The organism is Vibrio hepatarius, assembly GCF_001274785.1.
In the GTDB taxonomy this organism is placed as follows: domain Bacteria; phylum Pseudomonadota; class Gammaproteobacteria; order Enterobacterales; family Vibrionaceae; genus Vibrio; species Vibrio hepatarius.
This window is the reverse complement of the sequence record NZ_LHPI01000008.1, coordinates 151,608-172,017: the sequence shown is the minus strand read 5'-3', so window position 1 is coordinate 172,017 and position 20,410 is coordinate 151,608. Positions and strand designations below refer to the sequence as shown.

The following is a 20,410-nucleotide window of genomic DNA, read 5'->3' as shown; positions in this document are numbered from 1 at the left end:
ATTTTGAAAGTAACTTCAAGCTCTTCAGACGGCAGTATTAAGCTGCTCCAAATTACAGATACTCACCTGTTTGAAGCAACAGATGGTAGCTTGTTGAGCGTTAATACCGGTGACAGTTTTAACGCAGTGGTTAATGCGATTCTTGAGCAGCAGTGTGAATATGACGCTGTGCTGGCGACTGGTGATATTTCACAAGACCACAGTGCCGTGTCCTATCAGCGATTTGAGCGTGGTATCGCACCATTAGAGAAACACTGTTTTTGGCTACCGGGCAATCACGATTTTAAACCGAACATGACTTCGGTGCTCCCGTCTCAACAGATTCAACACATTGAGCATGTATTGTTGGGTGAACACTGGCAAATGATCCTGCTGGATTCTCAAGTCGTCGGAGTGCCACACGGGCGATTAAGCGATCAACAGTTAGCGCTGTTGGAAGACAAACTTTCGCAATACGCTGACCGCCACACGTTGATTTTACTCCATCATCATCCAATCTTGGTGGGCAGTGCTTGGCTTGACCAACACACTTTAAAAGACGCTCAAGACTTTTGGAACGTGGTAGACAAACACGACAACGTTAACGCGATACTATGTGGGCACGTGCATCAAGATATGAACGTGATGCACAATAACGTTCGAGTCATGGCAACACCGTCAACGTGTGTGCAGTTTAAGCCTAACTCAGACGATTTCGCCCTAGACACACGCTCTCCAGGTTGGCGCGAGCTAGAGCTCAAGAGAGATGGTCAGGTCGAAACCTTGGTGAAGCGCTTACCTCAAGGTAGTTTCCAGCCTGATTTTAATTCTGCGGGATACTAACCGACAACGTCGTCAAAACTAGGAACATTATGAAACCTTCATTACTTCTTTATATTCATGGTTTTAACAGCTCACCATTTTCACACAAAGCGAATGTGATGAAAGCGTATTGTGAGCAGCACAGGCCAGATATCAAAGTTGTGGTTCCTAAGTTGCCGTGTTTTCCGCAGTTAGCAGCGCAGCACTTAGCTGATATCGTTGCTCAGTACAAAGACGATTTTCAAATTGGGCTCGTTGGCAGTTCACTCGGCGGCTATATGTCTATGTGGCTCAACCAGCAGTTCGGTTTTAAAGCGGTGGTAGTAAACCCAGCAGTCAAGCCATACGAACTATTGGCGGATTTTCTGGGTGAGCAAACCAACCCATACACAAACGAAACATACATTCTTGAATCTAAACACATTGATGAGTTAAAGGCACTCGATACGCCTAATATCAACAATGTTGCTGACTTCTGGCTACTGCAACAAGAAGGCGATGAAGTACTCGATTATCGTCAGGCGGTGGCAAAATTTTCTGGCGCAAAACAGACGGTCGAGCAGGGTGGTAACCACAGTTTTATCGACTTTGAACGCTATCCTCAGCAGATCATAGAATTCCTTGAGCTTTAACCCTCATTGAGGGAAGAGTCATAAATTTACCTGATACTTGCGTATCTCGCTTGACATGATCAGGTCTCTTCCAAGAGTATGTTTCACCTATACTTGTGCGGCTTTAGTTGGTCATAGATTGATCATTTTTGGCACTTTTAATCATTACTAAGCCTCATTGACTGCCCGCCAAGTCATCTTTTTATTCTTTATAACGATATCCGTATTATGACTGAACAATATAATGCGAAAGACCTCTCGGTTCTTGAAGGTCTCGACCCAGTACGACATCGTCCTGGCATGTATACCGAAACAGAGCGACCAAACCACTTAGCGCAAGAAGTTATTGATAACTCGGTGGATGAGGCACTCGCAGGGCATGCTAAGAAGATTAAGGTTATTCTTCACGCTGACCAATCATTGGAAGTAATCGATGATGGTCGAGGTATGCCGGTTGATATTCACCCAGAGAAAGGTATTTCCGGTGTTGAACTTATTATGACCAAGCTTCACGCTGGTGGTAAGTTCTCCAACGACAACTACAAATTCTCTGGCGGTTTGCACGGTGTTGGTATTTCGGTAGTAAACGCGCTCTCCAAACGTGTCGAAGTGACTGTAAAACGTGAAGGTCAGGTGCATGAAATCGCTTTTGAAAATGGCGTGACAGTCAGTGATTTAAAAGTCACTGGTACATGTGGGCATAGAAACACTGGTACCGCAGTGCACTTCTGGCCAGACAGCAAATACTTCGACAGCGCAAAATTCTCCGCAATTCGTTTGGTAAACAACCTACGTGCGAAAGCCGTACTGTGTCCAGGTCTTGAGATCACGTTTAGTGACAAGGTCAATAACGAAGAGCACAAATGGTATTACGAAGACGGCCTGAAAGACTACCTAGCGGAAGGTGTGAAAGGTTATCCGGTCTTGCCAGAAGAGCCATACATTGGCGAGTTTGTCGCTGATACAGAAATGGCAAACTGGGCGGTGATCTGGCAGCCAGAAGGCGGTGATATGATCACCGAAAGTTACGTCAACTTGGTACCCACCAAACAAGGTGGTACGCACGTAAATGGTTTACGCCAAGGCTTGCTTGATGCTATGCGTGAGTTCTGTGAGTTCCGTAACTTGCTGCCACGTGGCGTTAAGTTGACAGGCGACGATATCTTCGACCGCTGTTCATACGTGTTATCGGTGAAGATGCAAGACCCGCAGTTTGCTGGTCAAACCAAAGAGCGTCTTTCATCTCGCCAAACTGCGGCGTTTGTTTCCGGTGTGGTCAAAGATGCTTTCAGCTTGTGGTTGAACGAAAAACCTCAGCTAGCGGAGCAGTTAGCCGAAGTCTGCATTGCGAACGCCCATCGCCGCATGCGTGCGAGCAAAAAGGTTGTACGTAAGAAAGTGGCGTCAGGTCCGGCATTACCGGGCAAACTGACTGACTGCTCAGTTCAAGACCTTAACCGCACTGAAATCTTCTTTGTCGAGGGTGACTCGGCGGGTGGTAGTGCAAAACAGGCGCGTGACCGTGAGTTCCAAGCGGTGATGCCGCTACGCGGTAAGATTCTGAATACTTGGGAAGTCTCGGCTGACCAAGTGCTTGCGTCTCAAGAAGTTCATGATATTTCTGTTGCGTTGGGTATCGATCCAGATAGCGATAACCTTGAAAGCCTGCGTTATGGCAAAATTTGTATCCTTGCCGATGCGGACTCAGATGGTCTGCACATCGCAACGCTATTGTGTGCTCTGTTTACTCGCCACTTTAAGGCGTTGGTGGAAGCAGGCCATATCTACGTTGCGATGCCTCCTCTGTATCGAATTGACTGTGGTAAAGAAGTTTTCTACGCGTTAGACGACGATGAGAAAGAAGGCATCTTAGAGCGTCTTTCGAAGAAGAAAGCCAAAATCAACGTGCAGCGATTCAAAGGTCTGGGTGAGATGAACCCACTGCAGTTGCGCGAAACCACCATGGATCCCAATACCCGTCGTCTGGTGCAGTTGACCATCGACGACAACGAGTCGACCATGGAAATGATGGACATGCTGCTCGGTAAGAAACGTGCGGATGACCGTCGTAGCTGGCTACAACGCAACGGCGATATGGCAGAGGTTTAACGAATGTCTACAGAAATTACCTACGATGGCGTTGAACAGTTGCCAATGCGCAAGTTCACTGAAGACGCTTATCTGAACTACTCAATGTACGTCATTATGGACCGTGCGTTGCCGTACATCGGTGACGGTTTAAAGCCGGTTCAACGACGTATCATTTACGCAATGTCGGAGCTTGGTCTTTCGGCGGCGGCAAAATACAAAAAATCGGCACGTACCGTTGGTGACGTGTTGGGTAAATACCACCCGCACGGTGACTCTGCGTGTTACGAAGCTATGGTATTGATGGCTCAGCCGTTCTCTTACCGTTACCCGCTGGTGGATGGTCAAGGTAACTGGGGTGCGCCAGATGACCCGAAATCATTCGCTGCGATGCGTTATACCGAAGCGAAACTGTCTAAGTTTGCTGAAGTTCTCTTAGGTGAATTAGGTCAGGGCACGGTTGAATGGCAACCAAACTTTGACGGCACGATGAAAGAGCCGCAAATGCTGCCAGCTCGTCTGCCGCATATCCTACTTAATGGTGTAACGGGTATCGCGGTTGGTATGGCGACAGATATTCCGCCACACAATGTTCGCGAAGTCGCTGAGGCTGCGATTCATCTGATCGATAGTCCAAAAGCAGAACTGGCGGATGTGATGAACTTTGTCAAAGGTCCGGATTATCCGACTGAAGCTGAGATCATTTCGCCAAAAGCCGATTTGGAAAAAATCTACCGCACTGGTCGTGGCAGCATCAAGATGCGCGCAGTTTGGCACAAAGAAGGTTCAGACGTGGTGATTACCGCGCTACCTCACCAAGTTTCAGGTGCGAAGCTACTTGAGCAAATCGCTAACCAGATGCGTGCGAAGAAGTTGCCAATGGTTGATGACTTACGTGATGAGTCAGACCACGAAAACCCGACTCGTATCGTTATCGTACCGCGCTCAAACCGCGTCGATTGCGATCAGTTGATGAACCACTTGTTTGCATCAACCGATTTAGAAAAGAACTACCGTGTTAACCTGAACATGATTGGCTTGGACAATCGTCCCCAGGTTAAAGGCTTAGTTCAGATCTTATCTGAATGGATTGAGTTCCGCCGCACTACGGTACGCCGTCGTTTGCAACACCGTCTAGACAAAGTGCTAGCGCGCTTGCACGTGTTAGAAGGTTTGTTGGTTGCTTACCTCAACCTTGATGAAGTCATCGAAATCATCCGTACCGAAGATGACCCGAAAGCGGTGCTTATGGCACGTTTTGGCATCACGGAGATTCAAGCTGACGCGATTCTGGACACCAAACTTCGTCATCTTGCCAAACTGGAAGAGATGAAGATCCGCGGTGAGCAAGAAGAATTGGAAAAAGAACGCGAGAAGCTAGAGCAGCTATTGGGTTCTGAGCGTCGTCTTAACACGCTACTGAAAAAAGAAATCAAAGCGGATGCTGAGAAGTATGGTGATGACCGTCGTTCACCTCTGATTGAACGTGCAGAAGCCAAAGCACTGACCGAGCGTGACCTGGTGCCTAGTGAACCTATTACGGTTGTGTTGTCTGAAAAAGGCTGGATTCGTCATGCGAAAGGCCACGATGTTGACGCAGAAGGCTTGAGCTACAAGTCAGGCGATAAATTCCTCGCATCGGCTCGAGGTAAGAGCAACCAGCAAGCGGTATTCTTTGGCAGTGATGGCCGCAGTTACTCACTCGAATCTCACTCGTTACCATCGGCTCGTAGCCAAGGTGAGCCGATTACCGGTCGTCTGAATATCACTGCGGGTAGTAATATTCGCCAAGTGATCATGGGCGAAGATGATCAGCTTTGGTTAGTCGGTTCGGATGCGGGTTATGGTTTCGTATGTAAAGGCAGTGATTTGTTGTCGAAAAACCGCAGCGGTAAAGCGTTAGTGACGCTACCTGCGAACTCTGAAGTGATGACGCCAAATGCGATTTCAGACCTAGATTCGGATGAAATTGTCGCGATTACCAACCAAGGTCGAATGCTGTTGTTCCCAATTAAAGATCTGCCGCAACTAGCGAAAGGTAAGGGTAACAAGATTATCAACATTCCAGCGGCGAAGGCGAAAGATCGAGAAGAAATTCTTTCTCACCTGATTTCAGTGCCGAAAGACGCGACGCTGACCTTGTATGCTGGTAAGCGTAAACTTGGCCTCAAACCAAGTGATCTTGATAACTTCCGTGGCGAACGTGGTCGTCGAGGTGGTTTACTCCCTCGTGGCTTGCAAAGAGTGACGAAGATAGAAGTCGAAGCTTCAAACAGTGAGCCTTCCGGCGACGAGTAAAACAAAAAAATCCCATGCACTGCATGGGATTTTTTTATCGCTAGTATTTGAGCTTTACCTAGTTGGTGTCTTCCGCCACGGTGACACTAAGCGTCATTTCTTCACCTTTACGCAGGATTAAGATATCGACTTTAGAGCCGGGTCTTAGCTCGGTGACTATATCCAGCACGCTTTGGCGACCATTCACTTTCTCTCCATCGATCTTCAAGATGATGTCTTGAGCTTCAAAGCCAGCGTCAGCGGCAGGGCCGTTAGGGTCAACGCCTAAAACGACGATACCACCAAGGTGATCGTTACCGAGCAAGCGTGACGTTACCGAGTTGATATCACGTCCATCGATACCGATGTAACCGCGAATCACACGTCCGTCAGCAATGATCTTTTGCATAATCTTGTTGGCTAGTTGGTATGGAATGGCGAAAGAGATCCCGTAAGTTTCCAACTCTGTTGCCTGTTGGAAAGAGGCGGTATTGATTCCGACGAGCTCACCGCGAGTATTTACCAAAGCGCCCCCCGAGTTACCTTCGTTGATCGCCGCATCTGTCTGAATAAACGCTTGGCGTCCATCAGCACTAATTGAAGAGCGTCCGGTGGCAGAGATAATGCCGAAAGTGGTGGTCTGTCCGAGGTTGTACGGGTTCCCAATCGCCAACACAATATCGCCCACTTTGGGCGCGTAATTTGGATTGGTTGGAATTACCGGTAAGTTAGTAACTTCGATACGCAGCACGGCAATATCGGTTCGGCGGTCCTTACCGACTAACTGAGCCGCTGCAACGCGTCCGTCTTGAAGAGCAACCACGATCTGGTCGGCTTGGGCAACCACGTGGTAGTTAGTAATGATGTAGCCTTTTTCGCTGACAATTACGCCAGAACCAAGGCCTTGTGTCAGCAGCTTTGAGCGGTCATTCTCGGTGTATTTACGGCTGTAGATGTTAACCACGGCTGGCGCTGCGTTGCGTACCGCGTGATTAAACGAGATTTGGTCACGACTGCTAATTTCTGTGTCATCAGAAGTCGAGGGAGGAAAAATATTGCTCCTCAGTGAGGGGACGGCAAGCAGTAGAAGCACTGCCGTGGCTAATCCTAAACCCGCAGAGCGCAATAAAAATTGCAGCATATTTTCCTCATTAAGAATCGTCTGTTATTAAGTTATCGAAGAATATCACTAGTTTAGTTAATAATAAAAGGACAGCTGGATTTCCAGCTGTCCTTTCAGTCACAGGTCTTATTTTTCTATCCGAACTTTTTTAACGAATAACCAAATACAGCGTTCTGTCACCACGTTGAATGTTCAGTGCGAGTACGCCAGTTTGCTTCTCAATCGCTTTACGGAACTGAGCCAAGTTCTTCACTCGCTGACGGTTGACGCCAATGATGATGTCACCTTGTTCCAATTGATACGCAGCAGCATTTGAACCTTTCTCGACAGCAGCGACTTTGACGCCTTGAACCGAATCTTTCGGTGTAGTGTTGGTTAACTCAGCACCCGATAAGCCTTCATGAAGCTTTTCCGCTGAGGCTTTCATGTTCTGTTGCTCACCAAGCGTCACGTCGAAGTTTTTCTTCTTACCGTCGCGAATCACGCCAAGTGTGATCTCTTTACCCGCACCAAGTGTTGCCACTTTAGCTCGTAGTTCGCTGAACGAGTGAATATCTTTGCCGTTAACTGAGACGATGACATCACCTGCTTCTAGACCAGCTTTATCTGCGGCACTATCAGGAACCACTTGGCTGACAAAAGCACCTTTGCTTGATTCATAACCCAGCGCATCCGCTAACTCAGAGGTAATTTCGCCGCCTTGTACACCTAGCATACCGCGCTTCACTTCACCGAACTCTAGAATTTGCGCGGTGAGGTTGGTCATCATATTTGATGGAATCGCAAAGCCGATACCGACGTTGCCGCCATTCGGACCAAGAATCGCGGTGTTAATACCGATCAACTCACCATTGAGGTTAACCAGTGCGCCGCCCGAGTTACCGCTATTGATTGCCGCGTCGGTTTGGATGAAGTTCTCAAAATTTTCGATGTTGAGACCGCTTCGGCCTAGCGCAGAAACTATCCCTGAAGTAACGGTTTGTCCTAGACCAAACGGGTTACCGATCGCGACAGAGAAATCACCCACACGCAGTTTGTCTGAATCTGCAATCTTAATTTCAGTCAGGTTTTTCGCTTTTTCGAGTTTCAGCAAAGCGACGTCTGACATTTGGTCGCCACCAACCAGTTCCGCGTTGTATTCACGGCCATCATGCAGCTTCACGCGAATTTTTTCCGCACCGTTGATTACGTGATAGTTGGTAACGATATGACCTTTCTTCGCGTCGATAATGACACCAGAGCCTAAACCGCGGAATGGGCGCTCTTGCAATTGCTCTGTTGGAAAGTCTGGACCGAAGAAAAAGCGAAACTGGTCCGGGATTTGGCGTTTAGATACCTGAGTACCTTCGACAGAAATGCTTACAACCGCCGGAGTGACTTTTTCAAGCATTGGCGCAAGGCTTGGAAGCTGTTCTCCACCAACAGTTAAAGGTAGTGCCGCAGTGGCGGGTAATGGCGTGATGATTGAACTTAAGCTTAAGGATAGGACAGTTAAAGCAAGCAAAGGTTTTTTCATCTGATAACTCCTATTAAGTTAAGGCCTTTGAAATTAATATTTGTATAAAAAATATTAATTCAAGGGACACCTGTGGGAGTTAAGACTCAAAAACCTTTACAAAGTTCACCGTGATGATGGTGTTAATTAAGAAGCTCTAGCAGTAACCACTTGGTCTGAATCAAGAATTTCTTTCTTTTGTTCTTTTAAAAGACCCGTCGCGCCGGATGCGTAATCTTTTGGTGCTTGATCGATAGACTCGTCGCTTCCGGCTTCAATTACTGTTTCTGATTTGGACTGGTCCGTTACTTTTTTCACAAACGGGTTATCTTGATCAGGGATGTTAGGCAGTAATTCTGAAGACGTCTTTGTCATGTGTTGGTAGAGCTTAGTGTACTCTCGACCAAGAGAATCAAGCATCTCAGCGGTTTGCGCGAAGTGGTCCGCCAAATCTTGCTTCTGTTGTTCCAATTCGAATTTTGCTGTGTCTAATTCTTTTTGGACGCTCTTTTGCTTTTTGTAATCAGGAGTTGTCAAACGAGAAATGATAACGCCCAACAGCGTGCCGACAAGCAAACCCACGATGGCATAAATCCAAGGCATAATAGCTCCTTATTGTTGTTATTTAACATGTTTTTCACTGTTAAGTTACACATGTTCTGATGACATGGTACTATGAGTGATTCAGCCAATAAAGAAAAATGCATGTGCTCTACATAGCAGTTTCAACTCTTCCTCTATAGGTATATGAAGTGATGACTCCCCTACAAATCTATCAAAATGACATAAAAGAGCATGGATTCCAGCAAGATAGCGCTCAACTACAAGCGGTCACTGCTCTCGATAACTTATACCATCAGTTTATTCAGTACATCGAAACTCCGGCAGTGGAAAAAAGCACTGGCTGGAAAAGCTGGTTCAGTAAAAAGAGTCAAGTTGAGGCTCCCGACGTACCCAAAGGTTTGTATTTTTGGGGCGGAGTAGGGCGCGGGAAAACGTATTTGATGGATACGTTTTTCAATGCATTACCGACGCAAAAGAAAATGCGCGTTCACTTTCACCGTTTTATGTATCGTGTCCACGATGAGCTGAATTCTCTCGGCGACGTCAATGATCCGCTTGAGCTGGTTGCGGATACCTTTAAGGCGGAAGCGGAGATCATCTGCTTTGACGAGTTCTTTGTTTCCGATATTACCGACGCGATGATCTTAGGAACCTTATTCCAAGCGTTGTTTAAACGTGGTGTTGTTCTAGTGGCGACCTCGAATATCCCGCCGGAAGACTTGTACCGCAATGGATTACAGCGTGTGCGCTTTTTGCCAGCAATTGAGTTGATTCAGCGTAATTGCCTAGTGCTTAACGTCGACAGTGGAATCGACTACCGTCTGCGCACGCTTGAACAAGCGGAAATTTATCACTATCCGTTAGATGAACAAGCGAGCAAAAACTTACACCAGTACTTTGAGCAATTGGTTGGTGAAGGCAAGCGTGGTGAAAAACAGATTGAGATTAATCATCGCCAAATCGAAGTCAATGAAACGGCTGAAGGGGTGCTGCACGCGAGCTTTGCCCAGCTTTGCCAGTCTGCTCGTAGTCAAAACGACTATATTGAACTATCAAAAATCTATCACACGGTGTTACTCGCCGATGTAAAACAGATGGACCGCATGATTGATGACGCCGCACGTCGCTTTATCGCATTGGTAGACGAGTTCTATGAGCGTCACGTTAAGTTGATTATTTCCGCAGAAGTGGCGTTGGAAGAGCTTTATACCGGCGGGCAATTGGAATTTGAGTTTAAACGATGTCAGTCGCGTTTGATCGAAATGCAAAGCCATGATTACTTAGCTAAGGAGCATTTGGCTTAAGCTAGATTCCATCTGGATTATCAGGCAAAAAAAAATGAATTTTTTTGCCAAAAAGAGGTGATTTTTTCAACTGACTTCTCTATAATCCTGCGACCCACCGTTACTGCAGACCTTGATTATCGAAGGTATTTCGACATAACGGGTCGAGAGTGCCAACCACTCGAAGGGGTGTTGACTGGACTCTTAGTCAGTGGGAGCGAAAGCTCCTTAAGTGTAAATTTAAATATTAACGGGTTATTGTTAGCATGAAAACTTTCGTTGCTAAACCAGAAACTGTAAAACGCGACTGGTACGTTGTAGACGCTGAAGGTAAAACTCTTGGTCGTCTAGCAAGTGAAATTGCATCTCGCCTACGTGGCAAACACAAAGCTGAATACACTCCTCACGTTGACACTGGTGATTACATCATCGTTATCAACGCTGAGAAAGTTGCTGTAACTGGCAACAAAGCTAAGAACAAAGTGTACTACCGTCACTCTGAGTTCCCAGGCGGCCTAAAATCAATCACTTTTGAAAAGCTGATCGATCGTAAGCCTGAAATGGCGCTTGAGCTAGCGGTTAAAGGTATGCTACCACGTGGTCCTCTAGGCCGTGCTATGTACCGTAAGCTAAAAGTTTACGCTGGCGCTGAGCACAACCATGTTGCTCAACAACCACAAGTACTAGACATCTAATCGGGGATTTCGAAAATGGCAGAGAATCAATACTACGGCACTGGCCGTCGCAAAAGCTCAGCTGCACGTGTTTTCATTAAACCAGGCAGCGGCAACATCGTAATCAACAAGCGTAGTCTTGATGAGTACTTCGGTCGTCCAACTTCTCGTATGGTTGTTAAACAACCTCTAGAGCTAGTTGAACTAACTGAGAAACTAGACCTATACGTTACTGTTAAAGGTGGCGGTATTTCAGGTCAAGCAGGTGCTATCCGTCACGGTATCACTCGCGCTCTAATGGAATACGATGAGTCTCTACGTCCTACTCTACGTGCAGCAGGTTACGTTACTCGTGACGCTCGTTGCGTTGAACGTAAGAAAGTTGGTCTACGTAAAGCACGTCGTCGTCCACAGTTCTCTAAGCGTTAATTTCCTCTTTCTGGAAATTCCGCTATTCCGGTTTTTTACTGGAAATTGTGGTTCAAAGCTCGGCTTCATGCCGGGCTTTTTGTTTTTCTACGCAAAAAAAATCCTTTCTTGTTCTCGTTTTCTCGAACGTTTCCATTACTTATGCCCCTTTTGTGACCTCATAGGCGATTTACCTCACAAATGTTACAAAAAGGTAGCTTTATCTTGTCAAAAAGTAGGGTTTTATTTATCATTTGCCATCAAATAAATACAACTAAATTCGTATTTTGTTAGCCATGCTCTTTAAGCGGAATAACAAAAATCCAAAAGGAGCAAATGGGAGAATGTTTGGATGAGCAATGCGCCTTTAAATAACGGTCGCAGACGTTTCTTAACTGCTACAACTGCTGTTGTGGGTGGTCTTGGAGCTGCTGCTGTCGCCGTGCCTTTTATTAAATCTTGGAACCCAAGTGAAAAAGCAAAAGCTGCAGGTGCCCCTGTTGAAGTTGATATCAGTAAACTTGAAGAAGGGCAGATGGTTCGTGTTGAGTGGCGTGGTAAGCCTGTATGGGTTGTCCGTCGCGCGCAGTCAGTTGTGGATGCACTAAAACAAATCGACGGTCAGCTACGTGACCCAGATTCTGGTGAAGCACAACAACCAGCTTACGCTACAAATGCTTACCGTTCGATTAAGCCTGAATACTTCGTCGCGGTTGGTATCTGTACTCACCTTGGCTGTTCACCGACCTATTTACCTGACAGTTTTAGTGAACAAGTTCAGGGTGTTAAATCAGGTTTCTTCTGCCCTTGTCACGGTTCTAAGTTCGATATGGCTGGCCGTGTATTCCAGGGTGTACCGGCTCCATTAAACCTAGTCGTTCCAAAGCACATGTATCTGAGTGATACCAAGATCATCGTTGGTATTGACGAAGAAGGGGAGGCATAATGCAAGCTCTACTTGATTGGGTAGAAAAACGCATACCCGCAATGAATGCGTACAAAAAGCACCTTTCTGAGTACCCGATGCCAAAGAACTTTAACTTCTGGTATCTGTTTGGCTCGCTAGCGATGCTTGTGTTGGTTAACCAAATCCTAACGGGTATTTGGCTAACGATGAACTACGTGCCGTCTGGTGACGGTGCATTCGCATCTATCGAATACATCATGCGTGATGTTGAGTACGGTTGGCTACTTCGCTATATGCACTCAACTGGCGCTTCTGCATTCTTCGTTGTTGTTTACCTGCACATGTTCCGTGGTCTAATCTACGGTTCATACCAGAAGCCTCGTGAGCTACTGTGGATCTTCGGTATGCTGATCTTCTTGGTGCTGATGGCTGAAGCTTTCATGGGTTACTTACTACCATGGGGTCAGATGTCTTACTGGGGTGCTCAGGTAATCATTTCTCTATTCGGTGCTATTCCAGTTATCGGTGATGACCTAACACTATGGATTCGTGGTGACTACGTAATCTCTGGTGCAACGCTGAACCGTTTCTTCGCACTGCACGTAATCGCGTTACCAATCGTTCTTCTGCTGCTTATCGTTTTGCACGTATTGGCACTGCACGAAGTGGGTTCAAACAACCCAGACGGTATCGAAACGAAGCTACCGAAAGGTTCGATGGGCGACGACTACAAGACTCAGTTCAAGTTCCACGACTACTACACTAAGAAGTACGACATCATCGACTCAATTCCTTTCCACCCTTACGGTACAGTGAAGGACATGGTAGGTGTAGCCGGATTCTTGTTCTTGTTCTGTTACGTGCTGTTCTTTAACCCAGAGATGGGCGGCTACTTCCTTGAGCCACCTAACTTTGAAGCAGCTAACCCACTGAAAACACCTGAGCACATTGCTCCTGTATGGTACTTTACGCCGTTCTACGCGATTCTACGTGCGGTTCCAGACAAGCTACTAGGTGTTATCGCTATGGGTGCATCGATTGTGGTTCTGTTTGTACTGCCTTGGCTTGACCGTTGTAAGGTACGTTCTTACCGTTACCGCAGTAAGTTCCATTTATTTAATATCATCCAATTTACGATCAGCTTTATTGCGCTAGGTATCTTAGGTGCGCTTCCAGCGACGCCAACTTACACGCTACTAGCTCAGATCTTCAGCTTAGCCTACTTCATGTTCTTCGTGCTGCTGTACTTCTACAGTAAGAACGAAGCGACTAAGCCACTACCAGAAAGGGTGACATTCAAATGAAAAAATGGATTGTAATTTTATTTGCAATGCTGCCTTCTCTGGCGATGGCAGCAGGTGCTAACGTTCCACTAGATAAAGCAAACAATGACTTATCGGATCAGGCGTCTCTTCAGAATGGTGCAAAACTGTTCATGAACTACTGTTTCGGTTGTCACTCTGCTCAATATCAACGTTACGAGCGCGTTGCTCGTGACATTGGTATCCCAGTTGAGCTGATGAAAGAAAATCTAATTTTCGACCCAGAAGCAAAAGTGGGTGACTTGATGGAAAACGCGATTCCTGAAACGTCAGCAGCGAAATGGTTTGGTGCTCCACCGCCAGATCTAACTCTGGTTGCTCGTGTTCGTGGTGCGGATTGGCTATACACTTACCTGCGTTCTTTCTACGCAGATCCAACGCGTCCGTTTGGCGTAAACAACATCGTCTTCCCAAGTGTTGGTATGCCACACGTATTGGAAGAGCTACAAGGTATTCCTCAGCCTATCTTTGAAACCAAAATGGTTAACGGCGAAGAGCACCAAGTTGTTGTTGGTGTTGAATCAGACGGTACTGGTGAGCTAAATACTGAAGAGTATGACAACGCTGTACGCGATTTGGTGAACTTCCTAGAGTACTCAGGTGACCCTGTGAAACTTGAGCGTCACGCTTTAGGTTGGTGGGTAATGGGTTTCCTAATTATCTTCACTATCGTTGTGGTACTGCTGAAGAAAGAGTATTGGCGTGATGTGCACTAATTGTGCTATTATGCCGTGCTAATTCCAAATTTTTTAACTATACAATGGAGGCCTAGCCTCCATTGTTTTTATCGTTGTAAGTGTGCTGGAGGGCTCCATGGCTGTAGCTGCCAATAAACGTTCTGTGATGACTCTATTTTCAAGTGCATCTGATATGTATAGCCATCAGGTACGTATTGTTCTGGCTGAGAAAGGTGTAAGTGTTGAAGTAGAGCTTGTTGATGAAGCAAATCTACCTGCTGAGCTTATTGAACTTAACCCATACAAAACAGTACCTACTCTAGTTGATCGAGAGCTAGCGCTTTATGACTCAAAGATCATTATGGAATACCTAGATGAGCGTTTCCCTCATCCACCTTTGATGCCTGTTTACCCGGTTGCACGTGGTAACAGCCGTCTGATGATTTACCGTATCGAGAGAAACTGGTACACATTGGCTGAGAAAGTCGTAAAGGGTACAGCTGAAGAAGCGGAATCTGCACGTAACAAACTACGTAACGATCTGTTGACTCTAGCGCCAGTGTTTGCTGAATACGAATACTTCATGAGTGAAGAATTCAGCTTGATTGATTGTTACCTAGCTCCACTATTGTGGCGTCTACCTCAACTAGGTATCGAGCTTACTGGTCCTGGCTCTAAAGAGCTAAAAGTGTACATGAACCGAGTATTCGAGCGTGATTCATTCCTTGCTTCTCTAACAGAAGCTGAACGTGAAATGCGTCTGTCTCGTTAATCAAGGCTAATGGATATTGCGAATATGACACCACGCCGTCCGTATATGCTTCGTGCATATTATGATTGGCTGGTGGACAATGATTTAACGCCGCATTTGGTTGTTGCGGCGATGCTTCCAGGAGTACGAGTTCCGGAAGAGTTTATTCAAGATGGGCAAATCATTTTGAATATCGCTCCGCGAGCAGTCGGTAACTTGGAACTTGGCAATGAAGCGATCACATTTAATGCTCGCTTCGGTGGCCGACCACATTCAGTGATTGTGCCACTTTATGCCGTACAAGCGATTTATGCTCGTGAAAATGGTGCAGGAACCATGTTTGAGCCTGAAGAAGGTTACATGGACGAGTTTGATGAAGGGTTTATTGAGGAAGAAGAAACAGCCTCTTTAGCCGAAGCAAGCGCTGAACACAGTGATGCGGATTCTGATAGCAAACCACCAAGACCTAAAGGTCGTCCAAGCTTACGAGTCGTGAAATAAAAAAAGCAGCGTTTACCGCTGCTTTTTTCTTACTTGAAACTTTATTTAAGGCCGCTCATCGCCATATTGAAACGCCTTGATTACCTGCTTCACTCCAGAGATGTTTCGTGCCACTTCAGCGGCGATATCTGCGTGCTCTCGAGACACATAGCCTAGCAAGTAAACTTCGTTATCTTCGGTAATCACTGAGACTTTTACGCCGTTAAGTTCAGACTTCGCCAATAGGGCCGATTTCACTTTGGTCGTGATCCAACTGTCGTGACTGATGTTACCCATCGACAATGGTCGCTTAACCTTGAGTTGGTTGTAAACTGTAGAGACACCTTTAACCTGACGAGCTTTTTCTCCAAATTGAGTCTTGAGGTCTTCAGTTGCGGCTTGACCGATGAGAATCACGGTTCCGTTGTAAGAGCTGGCCGTAACACGGGTGTCGGTACGGAACGGAGGCTTATTCGCCAACCCCATAATTTCCAATTCGAGGTTACTGTCATTCCAAATTTCTTTGGTGGTTCTAGGGTCCGTGACGATATTCGCTGTCGTCGCTGCGCCCGCAACAAACAAGCCTGCACAACCAGTGACAGACAGGGCGAAAAAGCTCAGGACTATGGCTCTCAGTAGCGTCATCATTTACTCTTCGTGGGTTGGGAATAGCACTTGGTCAATAAGATCGCACAAGCAGTGAAGTGTCACCATATGCACTTCATGAATTCTTGCGGTTCTGTGAGACGGGATGCGAATTTCAACATCATTCTCACCCAATAACCCTGCCATCTCGCCGCCGTCTTTGCCGGTCAGTGCGATGATGGTCATGTCGCGAGTGACCGCTGCTTCCATCGCTTTAATCACGTTTTTGCTGTTACCGCTGGTTGAAATGGCGAGTAGAATATCGCCAGTCTGACCAAATGCACGAACTTGTTTGGAAAAGATTTCTTCATAATGGTAGTCGTTCGCGACCGCAGTCAGAGTGGTGTTGTCGGCGGTTAGTGCCATTGCTGGCAAGCTAGGGCGTTCGGTTTCAAAGCGGTTGAGTAAGCAAGAGACAAACTGCTGAGCATTCGACGAGGAGCCCCCGTTACCGCAGCAGAGAATTTTATTGCCGTTGAGCAAGCTCACGACCATCGCCTGTGCTGCATGGGTGATAGCATCTGGCAGTGCTTCCGCTGCTGCTATTTGGATCTGAATACTTTCTTTGAAACTGTCTTTAATGCTATCGAGCATCGATTATCCTTGAGTTATTGCGTTTTTAATCCACTCTACTTGCTGTCCTTGGCGATGGATAGCGACGACGTCAAAGCGGATATCTGTTGAATAGATGGACTTGCCTTGCTTCATCAGCCAAATATTGGCGGCTTTATAAAGCTTTTGAGCTTTGTGGTGGGTGACCGTTTCGGCTGCATGGCCATAGGTTTGACTATTTCGGTAACGAACTTCGACAAACACTGTGGTTGGGCCATCGCGCATTATCAGGTCTAACTCTCCACTTTTGGTGTGAAAGTTTCGCTCAATTAACACGAGGCCGCAAGCAGAGAGATGTTTTTCTGCTGCGGCTTCGTAATGTTGGCCTTTGGCGCGTCTATTGAACATAACCGTGTTCGGCCCAACTGATCTCACGTTGAACGACACAGTTTTCGTCAATGGATAAAATACCTGTGTTACCGTCAATTGTGTAGCTTGGTACGACTTTCATCTGTGGTAGGTGCTCTGTCAGACGATACGCGTCCATACCAAGTGCTTGCAGTCTCATCTCAGCGTAAGAGCCTTTTGGCCACAACTCTTCCATTTGCGCTTTTAACGCCGCATCTGGATGGATAAGCAATGGGATGTCGCTGTAGGTTACGCCTGTTAAGTCTTCATATTGATGACGACTGGTGTTACTGCGCGAGTTTGAGAACAGCTTCGGCGGCATTGTATCTGGGTTAATGGCGACTTCGATAAACGGCTTGATCAGAGTCAGATCTGCGTTGCTGGCAACAATGTAAACCGCGTCAATATCGCGTCGGCTTCTAGGCTGACTCTCAAGCGGTGCGCGCAGCAGTGAGTTCATTTGCGCGATATTTTGCTGGCTCTCTTGCAAGCCAAAGACTTTATTGATGTTACGTTGCAGTTGGCGCTTGTCACCAAACAGGTTAACTGCCACTTTGTTTGAACTGTGTTTTGTCCACTCTTGTTCAAATGCTTCAACCACACGTTCACCAAGGCGGCCTTGTGGAGCAAGAATCAGTGGGTACTGGTATCCTTCCGCCGCTAAGTGTTTAGCCGCTTGTGTGACTTCCTGCTCTGGAGAGAGAGCAAGGTAGCAAGTGCTGACGTTAGGTTCGATTTCCTCTGGAATGTTCAGCGCTAGCATAGGAACAGGTTGTGCAAAGTTCTCTTCTGCTTTTTGCAGCTTCTCAATGTTGTCTTTGATCAGCGGACCTACGATAAAGTCGATATTCTTTTCAATCAATTGCTGTTCAAGCTGAGGAATTGTAATCGCGTTGGTATCTATCACAGTCAGTGTTGCGTTTTCATCACGCTCTTTATCGTTCATCAGTTCCAGCATGAAACCATCGCGAATCAACTGTGCTTGCTTAGCAAACTTGCCCGACAACGGTAGTAATAGAGCGGTGTTAACCGGTTTTACCATTTCTAGCGAAAGGATGTCGCTGATCGCTTGAGGTGTATATTTCGCCGCTGGGTGCGTTGGATTTGCCGCTAGCCAGTTTTCAAACGTTGCTTGCAGTTGAGACAACGAGTGAGAGTATTTTTTGCTATACGTTGCGAGTTGCACCCAACCTGCGAGCACCGCGTCAGAGGTTTGTGTACTCAATGACTCCAGTTGCGCTGCAGAGTATTGCGTCAGGTTGTTCCAGATGCTGTTCGAGATAAACTGCTGCTCTGACTGCGCTGTAAACTGGCTTTCGAACGTCAATTCACGCGCCGCTTCGTAGAAGTTACCTTGAGCGGTGTACAGAGATGCACGGAGCTGATGGTATTCTTTCCACTGTTGTTGTGGCAATTGCCACTCGGGACGGAAGTTCAGCAGCTCGAGTGCGTCATCTTGTTTGTCCTGCTTAATCAACAGCTCTGCGCGCGTCAGTTGCCACTCTGCTTGTTGAGTTTCGGTTAGAGATTGGCGAGCAAGGCGTTTCACCAATAATTCTGCTTGCGTAACGTCACCCGCTTCAACAGACGCTTTTAACGCCATGATCAACCAGTCGTTTTGTTGACTTCCTGTCGTGCTGTCGGCACGCATCAGGTAAGTTTGCGTCGGTTGATTCGGAGCGAGAGTAATATCAACTCGCTGGCTGGTTGATGGTGACGTTGAACACGCTGTCAATGCAACAGCAAGGGCTACAGGAGAGAGTAAGCGTGTTACACTGAGTCGCTTATGGTTTTTCATGGCCATGAGTTCTTACTTAATTCCGTATAAAATTGTGTCTATATTAATCGTTGAAGTGATGGTAAACAAATGACAGATAACAAAACCTTACCAACAGAGATCCCAACTCTCTACATTGTGCCAACTCCAATCGGCAATTTAGGCGATATCACTCAACGAGCATTGGACGTGTTATCTAACGTTGATCTAATTGCAGCTGAAGATACTCGTCATACAGGTAAGCTACTATCTCACTTCGGTATTCAAACTAAAACCTTTGCGCTCCATGATCATAACGAGCAGCAAAAAGCGCAAGTATTAGTTGAGAAACTTAAAGCAGGAAACTCGATTGCACTGGTTTCTGACGCGGGTACCCCACTCATTAGTGACCCAGGATACCATCTTGTGACGCAGTGTCGTCAGGCGGGCGTTAAAGTTGTGCCACTTCCTGGCGCGTGTGCTGTCGTTACTGCATTGAGCGCGTCTGGATTGCCGTCGGATCGCTTTAGCTTTGAAGGCTTTTTGCCAGCGAAAAGCAAAGGTCGCAAAGACAAGTTCCTAGAAATCGCCAAAGCAGAGCGCACCTGTATCTTTTATGAATCGCCACATCGCATTTTAGACTCTTTGGCGGATATGCTTGAGATCCTCGGCCCAGATCGCGAAGTTGTGTTGGCGCGTGAACTGACCAAGACTTTTGAGACTATCCAAGGTATGCCGTTAGGAGAGCTGGTTGAATGGGTAAGTTCCGATGAAAACCAACAGAAAGGTGAGATGGCGTTACTGATCCACGGCTACCGCGCCAACAATGACGACAACGCTTTGCCAGATGAAGTCACACGTACCTTGTCGATCATGACCAAAGAGCTGCCGCTGAAAAAAGCCGCCGCGCTCACCGCTGAAATCTACAATCTAAAGAAAAATGCGCTGTACAAGTGGGGATTAGAAAACCTAGATTAAAACGCGCTTAACCTCATAATGTGGCTTGGGGTGGATAAAAAAACGCCATTTGAAGCGTTTGTTTCATCATATCTGTGATCTCGCTAGACACACCCCACCAATCTCTATACAATCCGCCCTCGGAGTTGACTGGGTAGTCGCTGCTTTGTTGATGTCCTTCGGGAGACTGACGTTGAGGTCCTTTGGGAGACTGACGTTGACGTCCTTCGGGAGACTGACAAAGGGGAGGAAAGTCCGGGCTCCATAGAGCAGGGTGCCAGGTAACGCCTGGGGGGCGCAAGCCTACGACAAGTGCAGCAGAGAGAAGACCGCCGATGGCCCGTAAGGGATCAGGTAAGGGTGAAAGGGTGCGGTAAGAGCGCACCGGACGACTGGCAACAGTTCGTTGCAGGGTAAACTCCACCCGGAGCAAGACCAAATAGGCCTCCACATTGCGTTGCTCGCGTAAGGAGGCGGGTAGGTTGCTTGAGCCAGTGAGCGATTGCTGGCCTAGACGAATGGCTACCGCCGCGCAAGCGGAACAGAACCCGGCTTACACGTCGGCTCCACCTATTCGAAACCCATCGTAACTTCACCGTTATGATGGGTTTTTTGCTTTTAATTGACCAAA

The 20,410-nt window shown here is 46.9% G+C and carries 20 protein-coding genes and 1 other RNA gene; 14 read left to right on the top strand and 7 right to left on the bottom strand.

The genetic code is table 11. The features are described 5' to 3' along the window. Positions 1–3: 3 nt before the first annotated feature. From cpdA to parC, 4 genes are all read left to right on the top strand, one after another. Positions 4–822: a 3',5'-cyclic-AMP phosphodiesterase gene (cpdA, locus tag AKJ31_RS10235; protein WP_053408995.1), complete on the top strand. Its 819-nt coding sequence runs from the start codon at positions 4–6 to the stop codon at positions 820–822. Positions 823–851: 29 nt separating this feature from the next. Further along, positions 852–1,433 carry an esterase YqiA gene (gene yqiA / locus AKJ31_RS10230; protein WP_053408994.1) on the top strand — a complete coding sequence of 194 codons (582 nt, stop codon included), beginning with the start codon at positions 852–854 and terminating at the stop codon, positions 1,431–1,433. 207 nt (positions 1,434–1,640) lie between these two features. Continuing rightward, on the top strand, positions 1,641–3,521 hold the full coding sequence (gene parE / locus AKJ31_RS10225; protein ID WP_053408993.1) for a DNA topoisomerase IV subunit B: 1,881 nt from the start codon (positions 1,641–1,643) through the stop codon (positions 3,519–3,521). Between the two features lie 3 nt (positions 3,522–3,524). Further along, positions 3,525–5,798 carry a DNA topoisomerase IV subunit A gene (gene parC / locus AKJ31_RS10220; RefSeq protein ID WP_053408992.1) on the top strand — a complete coding sequence of 758 codons (2,274 nt, stop codon included), beginning with the start codon at positions 3,525–3,527 and terminating at the stop codon, positions 5,796–5,798. Positions 5,799–5,856: 58 nt separating this feature from the next. On the opposite strand, the gene degS is transcribed toward parC, so the two are convergent. The 3 genes from degS to zapG form a co-directional block, all read right to left on the bottom strand. After that, entirely contained in the window at positions 5,857–6,918 is a 1,062-nt protein-coding gene (degS, locus tag AKJ31_RS10215) for an outer membrane-stress sensor serine endopeptidase DegS (RefSeq protein WP_053408991.1), read from the bottom strand. A gap of 130 nt (positions 6,919–7,048) precedes the next feature. Then, positions 7,049–8,416 carry a DegQ family serine endoprotease gene (locus AKJ31_RS10210; RefSeq protein WP_053408990.1) on the bottom strand — a complete coding sequence of 456 codons (1,368 nt, stop codon included), beginning with the start codon at positions 8,414–8,416 and terminating at the stop codon, positions 7,049–7,051. A 126-nt stretch (positions 8,417–8,542) separates the two neighbouring features. After that, positions 8,543–8,998: a Z-ring associated protein ZapG gene (zapG, locus tag AKJ31_RS10205; RefSeq protein WP_053408989.1), complete on the bottom strand. Its 456-nt coding sequence runs from the start codon at positions 8,996–8,998 to the stop codon at positions 8,543–8,545. Between the two features lie 152 nt (positions 8,999–9,150). Here zapG and zapE point away from each other — a divergent pair, with 152 nt between their 5' ends. From zapE to sspB, 8 genes are all read left to right on the top strand, one after another. Next, positions 9,151–10,263: a cell division protein ZapE gene (zapE, locus tag AKJ31_RS10200; protein WP_053408988.1), complete on the top strand. Its 1,113-nt coding sequence runs from the start codon at positions 9,151–9,153 to the stop codon at positions 10,261–10,263. Between the two features lie 245 nt (positions 10,264–10,508). Continuing rightward, entirely contained in the window at positions 10,509–10,937 is a 429-nt protein-coding gene (rplM, locus tag AKJ31_RS10195; protein WP_005372872.1) for a 50S ribosomal protein L13, read from the top strand. 15 nt (positions 10,938–10,952) lie between these two features. Continuing rightward, positions 10,953–11,345 (top strand): 30S ribosomal protein S9, encoded by a 393-nt coding sequence (rpsI, locus tag AKJ31_RS10190; protein WP_005436094.1) that lies wholly within the window; start codon positions 10,953–10,955, stop codon positions 11,343–11,345. Positions 11,346–11,676: 331 nt separating this feature from the next. Then, complete coding sequence (gene petA / locus AKJ31_RS10185) at positions 11,677–12,270, top strand: ubiquinol-cytochrome c reductase iron-sulfur subunit (protein WP_053408987.1); 594 nt, start codon at positions 11,677–11,679, stop codon at positions 12,268–12,270. Then, positions 12,270–13,535 (top strand): cytochrome b, encoded by a 1,266-nt coding sequence (locus AKJ31_RS10180; protein WP_053408986.1) that lies wholly within the window; start codon positions 12,270–12,272, stop codon positions 13,533–13,535. Before petA ends, AKJ31_RS10180 begins: the two co-directional genes overlap by 1 nt. Beyond that, positions 13,532–14,269: a cytochrome c1 gene (locus tag AKJ31_RS10175; protein WP_053408985.1), complete on the top strand. Its 738-nt coding sequence runs from the start codon at positions 13,532–13,534 to the stop codon at positions 14,267–14,269. The genes AKJ31_RS10180 and AKJ31_RS10175 overlap by 4 nt, the downstream gene beginning before the upstream one ends. A 97-nt stretch (positions 14,270–14,366) precedes the next feature. Beyond that, positions 14,367–15,002, top strand: a complete 636-nt coding sequence (gene sspA / locus AKJ31_RS10170; RefSeq protein WP_053408984.1) for a stringent starvation protein SspA — start codon at positions 14,367–14,369, stop codon at positions 15,000–15,002. 9 nt (positions 15,003–15,011) lie between these two features. Continuing rightward, complete coding sequence (sspB, locus tag AKJ31_RS10165) at positions 15,012–15,482, top strand: ClpXP protease specificity-enhancing factor (RefSeq protein ID WP_053408983.1); 471 nt, start codon at positions 15,012–15,014, stop codon at positions 15,480–15,482. A gap of 45 nt (positions 15,483–15,527) precedes the next feature. Here sspB and AKJ31_RS10160 read toward each other — a convergent pair whose 3' ends face one another. From AKJ31_RS10160 to AKJ31_RS10145, 4 genes are read right to left on the bottom strand one after another with little or no spacing between them, the layout of a single operon-like run. After that, a complete protein-coding gene (locus AKJ31_RS10160) occupies positions 15,528–16,106 on the bottom strand; it encodes a BON domain-containing protein (RefSeq protein ID WP_053409099.1) in 579 nt (192 codons plus the stop codon). A gap of 3 nt (positions 16,107–16,109) precedes the next feature. Further along, complete coding sequence (locus AKJ31_RS10155) at positions 16,110–16,700, bottom strand: phosphoheptose isomerase (RefSeq protein ID WP_053408982.1); 591 nt, start codon at positions 16,698–16,700, stop codon at positions 16,110–16,112. A gap of 3 nt (positions 16,701–16,703) precedes the next feature. Next, the gene (locus tag AKJ31_RS10150) at positions 16,704–17,066 is read right to left on the bottom strand and encodes a YraN family protein (RefSeq protein WP_053408981.1); all 363 of its coding nucleotides are present in this window, start codon (positions 17,064–17,066) and stop codon (positions 16,704–16,706) included. Next, positions 17,056–18,870 carry a penicillin-binding protein activator gene (locus AKJ31_RS10145; protein ID WP_083439970.1) on the bottom strand — a complete coding sequence of 605 codons (1,815 nt, stop codon included), beginning with the start codon at positions 18,868–18,870 and terminating at the stop codon, positions 17,056–17,058. Before AKJ31_RS10145 ends, AKJ31_RS10150 begins: the two co-directional genes overlap by 11 nt. A 63-nt stretch (positions 18,871–18,933) precedes the next feature. Between AKJ31_RS10145 and rsmI the strand changes: the two genes are divergently transcribed. Together rsmI and rnpB are read left to right on the top strand one after the other, a co-directional pair. Further along, entirely contained in the window at positions 18,934–19,800 is an 867-nt protein-coding gene (rsmI, locus tag AKJ31_RS10140) for a 16S rRNA (cytidine(1402)-2'-O)-methyltransferase (RefSeq protein WP_053408979.1), read from the top strand. Between the two features lie 121 nt (positions 19,801–19,921). After that, positions 19,922–20,351, top strand: an RNA gene (gene rnpB, locus AKJ31_RS10760) — RNase P RNA component class A. Positions 20,352–20,410 lie beyond the last annotated feature (59 nt).

What these genes read in the sequence shown, in the direction of transcription:
- yqiA (WP_053408994.1), top strand. Translation starts at nt 852, where the DNA reads ATGAAACCTTCATTACTTCTTTATATTCATGGTTTTAACAGCTCACCA.
- parE (WP_053408993.1), top strand. Translation starts at nt 1,641, where the DNA reads ATGACTGAACAATATAATGCGAAAGACCTCTCGGTTCTTGAAGGTCTC.
- parC (WP_053408992.1), top strand. Translation starts at nt 3,525, where the DNA reads ATGTCTACAGAAATTACCTACGATGGCGTTGAACAGTTGCCAATGCGC.
- degS (WP_053408991.1), bottom strand. Translation starts at nt 6,918, where the DNA reads ATGCTGCAATTTTTATTGCGCTCTGCGGGTTTAGGATTAGCCACGGCA.
- AKJ31_RS10210 (WP_053408990.1), bottom strand. Translation starts at nt 8,416, where the DNA reads ATGAAAAAACCTTTGCTTGCTTTAACTGTCCTATCCTTAAGCTTAAGT.
- zapG (WP_053408989.1), bottom strand. Translation starts at nt 8,998, where the DNA reads ATGCCTTGGATTTATGCCATCGTGGGTTTGCTTGTCGGCACGCTGTTG.
- zapE (WP_053408988.1), top strand. Translation starts at nt 9,151, where the DNA reads ATGACTCCCCTACAAATCTATCAAAATGACATAAAAGAGCATGGATTC.
- rplM (WP_005372872.1), top strand. Translation starts at nt 10,509, where the DNA reads ATGAAAACTTTCGTTGCTAAACCAGAAACTGTAAAACGCGACTGGTAC.
- rpsI (WP_005436094.1), top strand. Translation starts at nt 10,953, where the DNA reads ATGGCAGAGAATCAATACTACGGCACTGGCCGTCGCAAAAGCTCAGCT.
- petA (WP_053408987.1), top strand. Translation starts at nt 11,677, where the DNA reads ATGAGCAATGCGCCTTTAAATAACGGTCGCAGACGTTTCTTAACTGCT.
- AKJ31_RS10180 (WP_053408986.1), top strand. Translation starts at nt 12,270, where the DNA reads ATGCAAGCTCTACTTGATTGGGTAGAAAAACGCATACCCGCAATGAAT.
- AKJ31_RS10175 (WP_053408985.1), top strand. Translation starts at nt 13,532, where the DNA reads ATGAAAAAATGGATTGTAATTTTATTTGCAATGCTGCCTTCTCTGGCG.
- sspA (WP_053408984.1), top strand. Translation starts at nt 14,367, where the DNA reads ATGGCTGTAGCTGCCAATAAACGTTCTGTGATGACTCTATTTTCAAGT.
- sspB (WP_053408983.1), top strand. Translation starts at nt 15,012, where the DNA reads ATGGATATTGCGAATATGACACCACGCCGTCCGTATATGCTTCGTGCA.
- AKJ31_RS10160 (WP_053409099.1), bottom strand. Translation starts at nt 16,106, where the DNA reads ATGACGCTACTGAGAGCCATAGTCCTGAGCTTTTTCGCCCTGTCTGTC.
- AKJ31_RS10155 (WP_053408982.1), bottom strand. Translation starts at nt 16,700, where the DNA reads ATGCTCGATAGCATTAAAGACAGTTTCAAAGAAAGTATTCAGATCCAA.
- AKJ31_RS10150 (WP_053408981.1), bottom strand. Translation starts at nt 17,066, where the DNA reads ATGTTCAATAGACGCGCCAAAGGCCAACATTACGAAGCCGCAGCAGAA.
- AKJ31_RS10145 (WP_083439970.1), bottom strand. Translation starts at nt 18,870, where the DNA reads ATGGCCATGAAAAACCATAAGCGACTCAGTGTAACACGCTTACTCTCT.
- rsmI (WP_053408979.1), top strand. Translation starts at nt 18,934, where the DNA reads ATGACAGATAACAAAACCTTACCAACAGAGATCCCAACTCTCTACATT.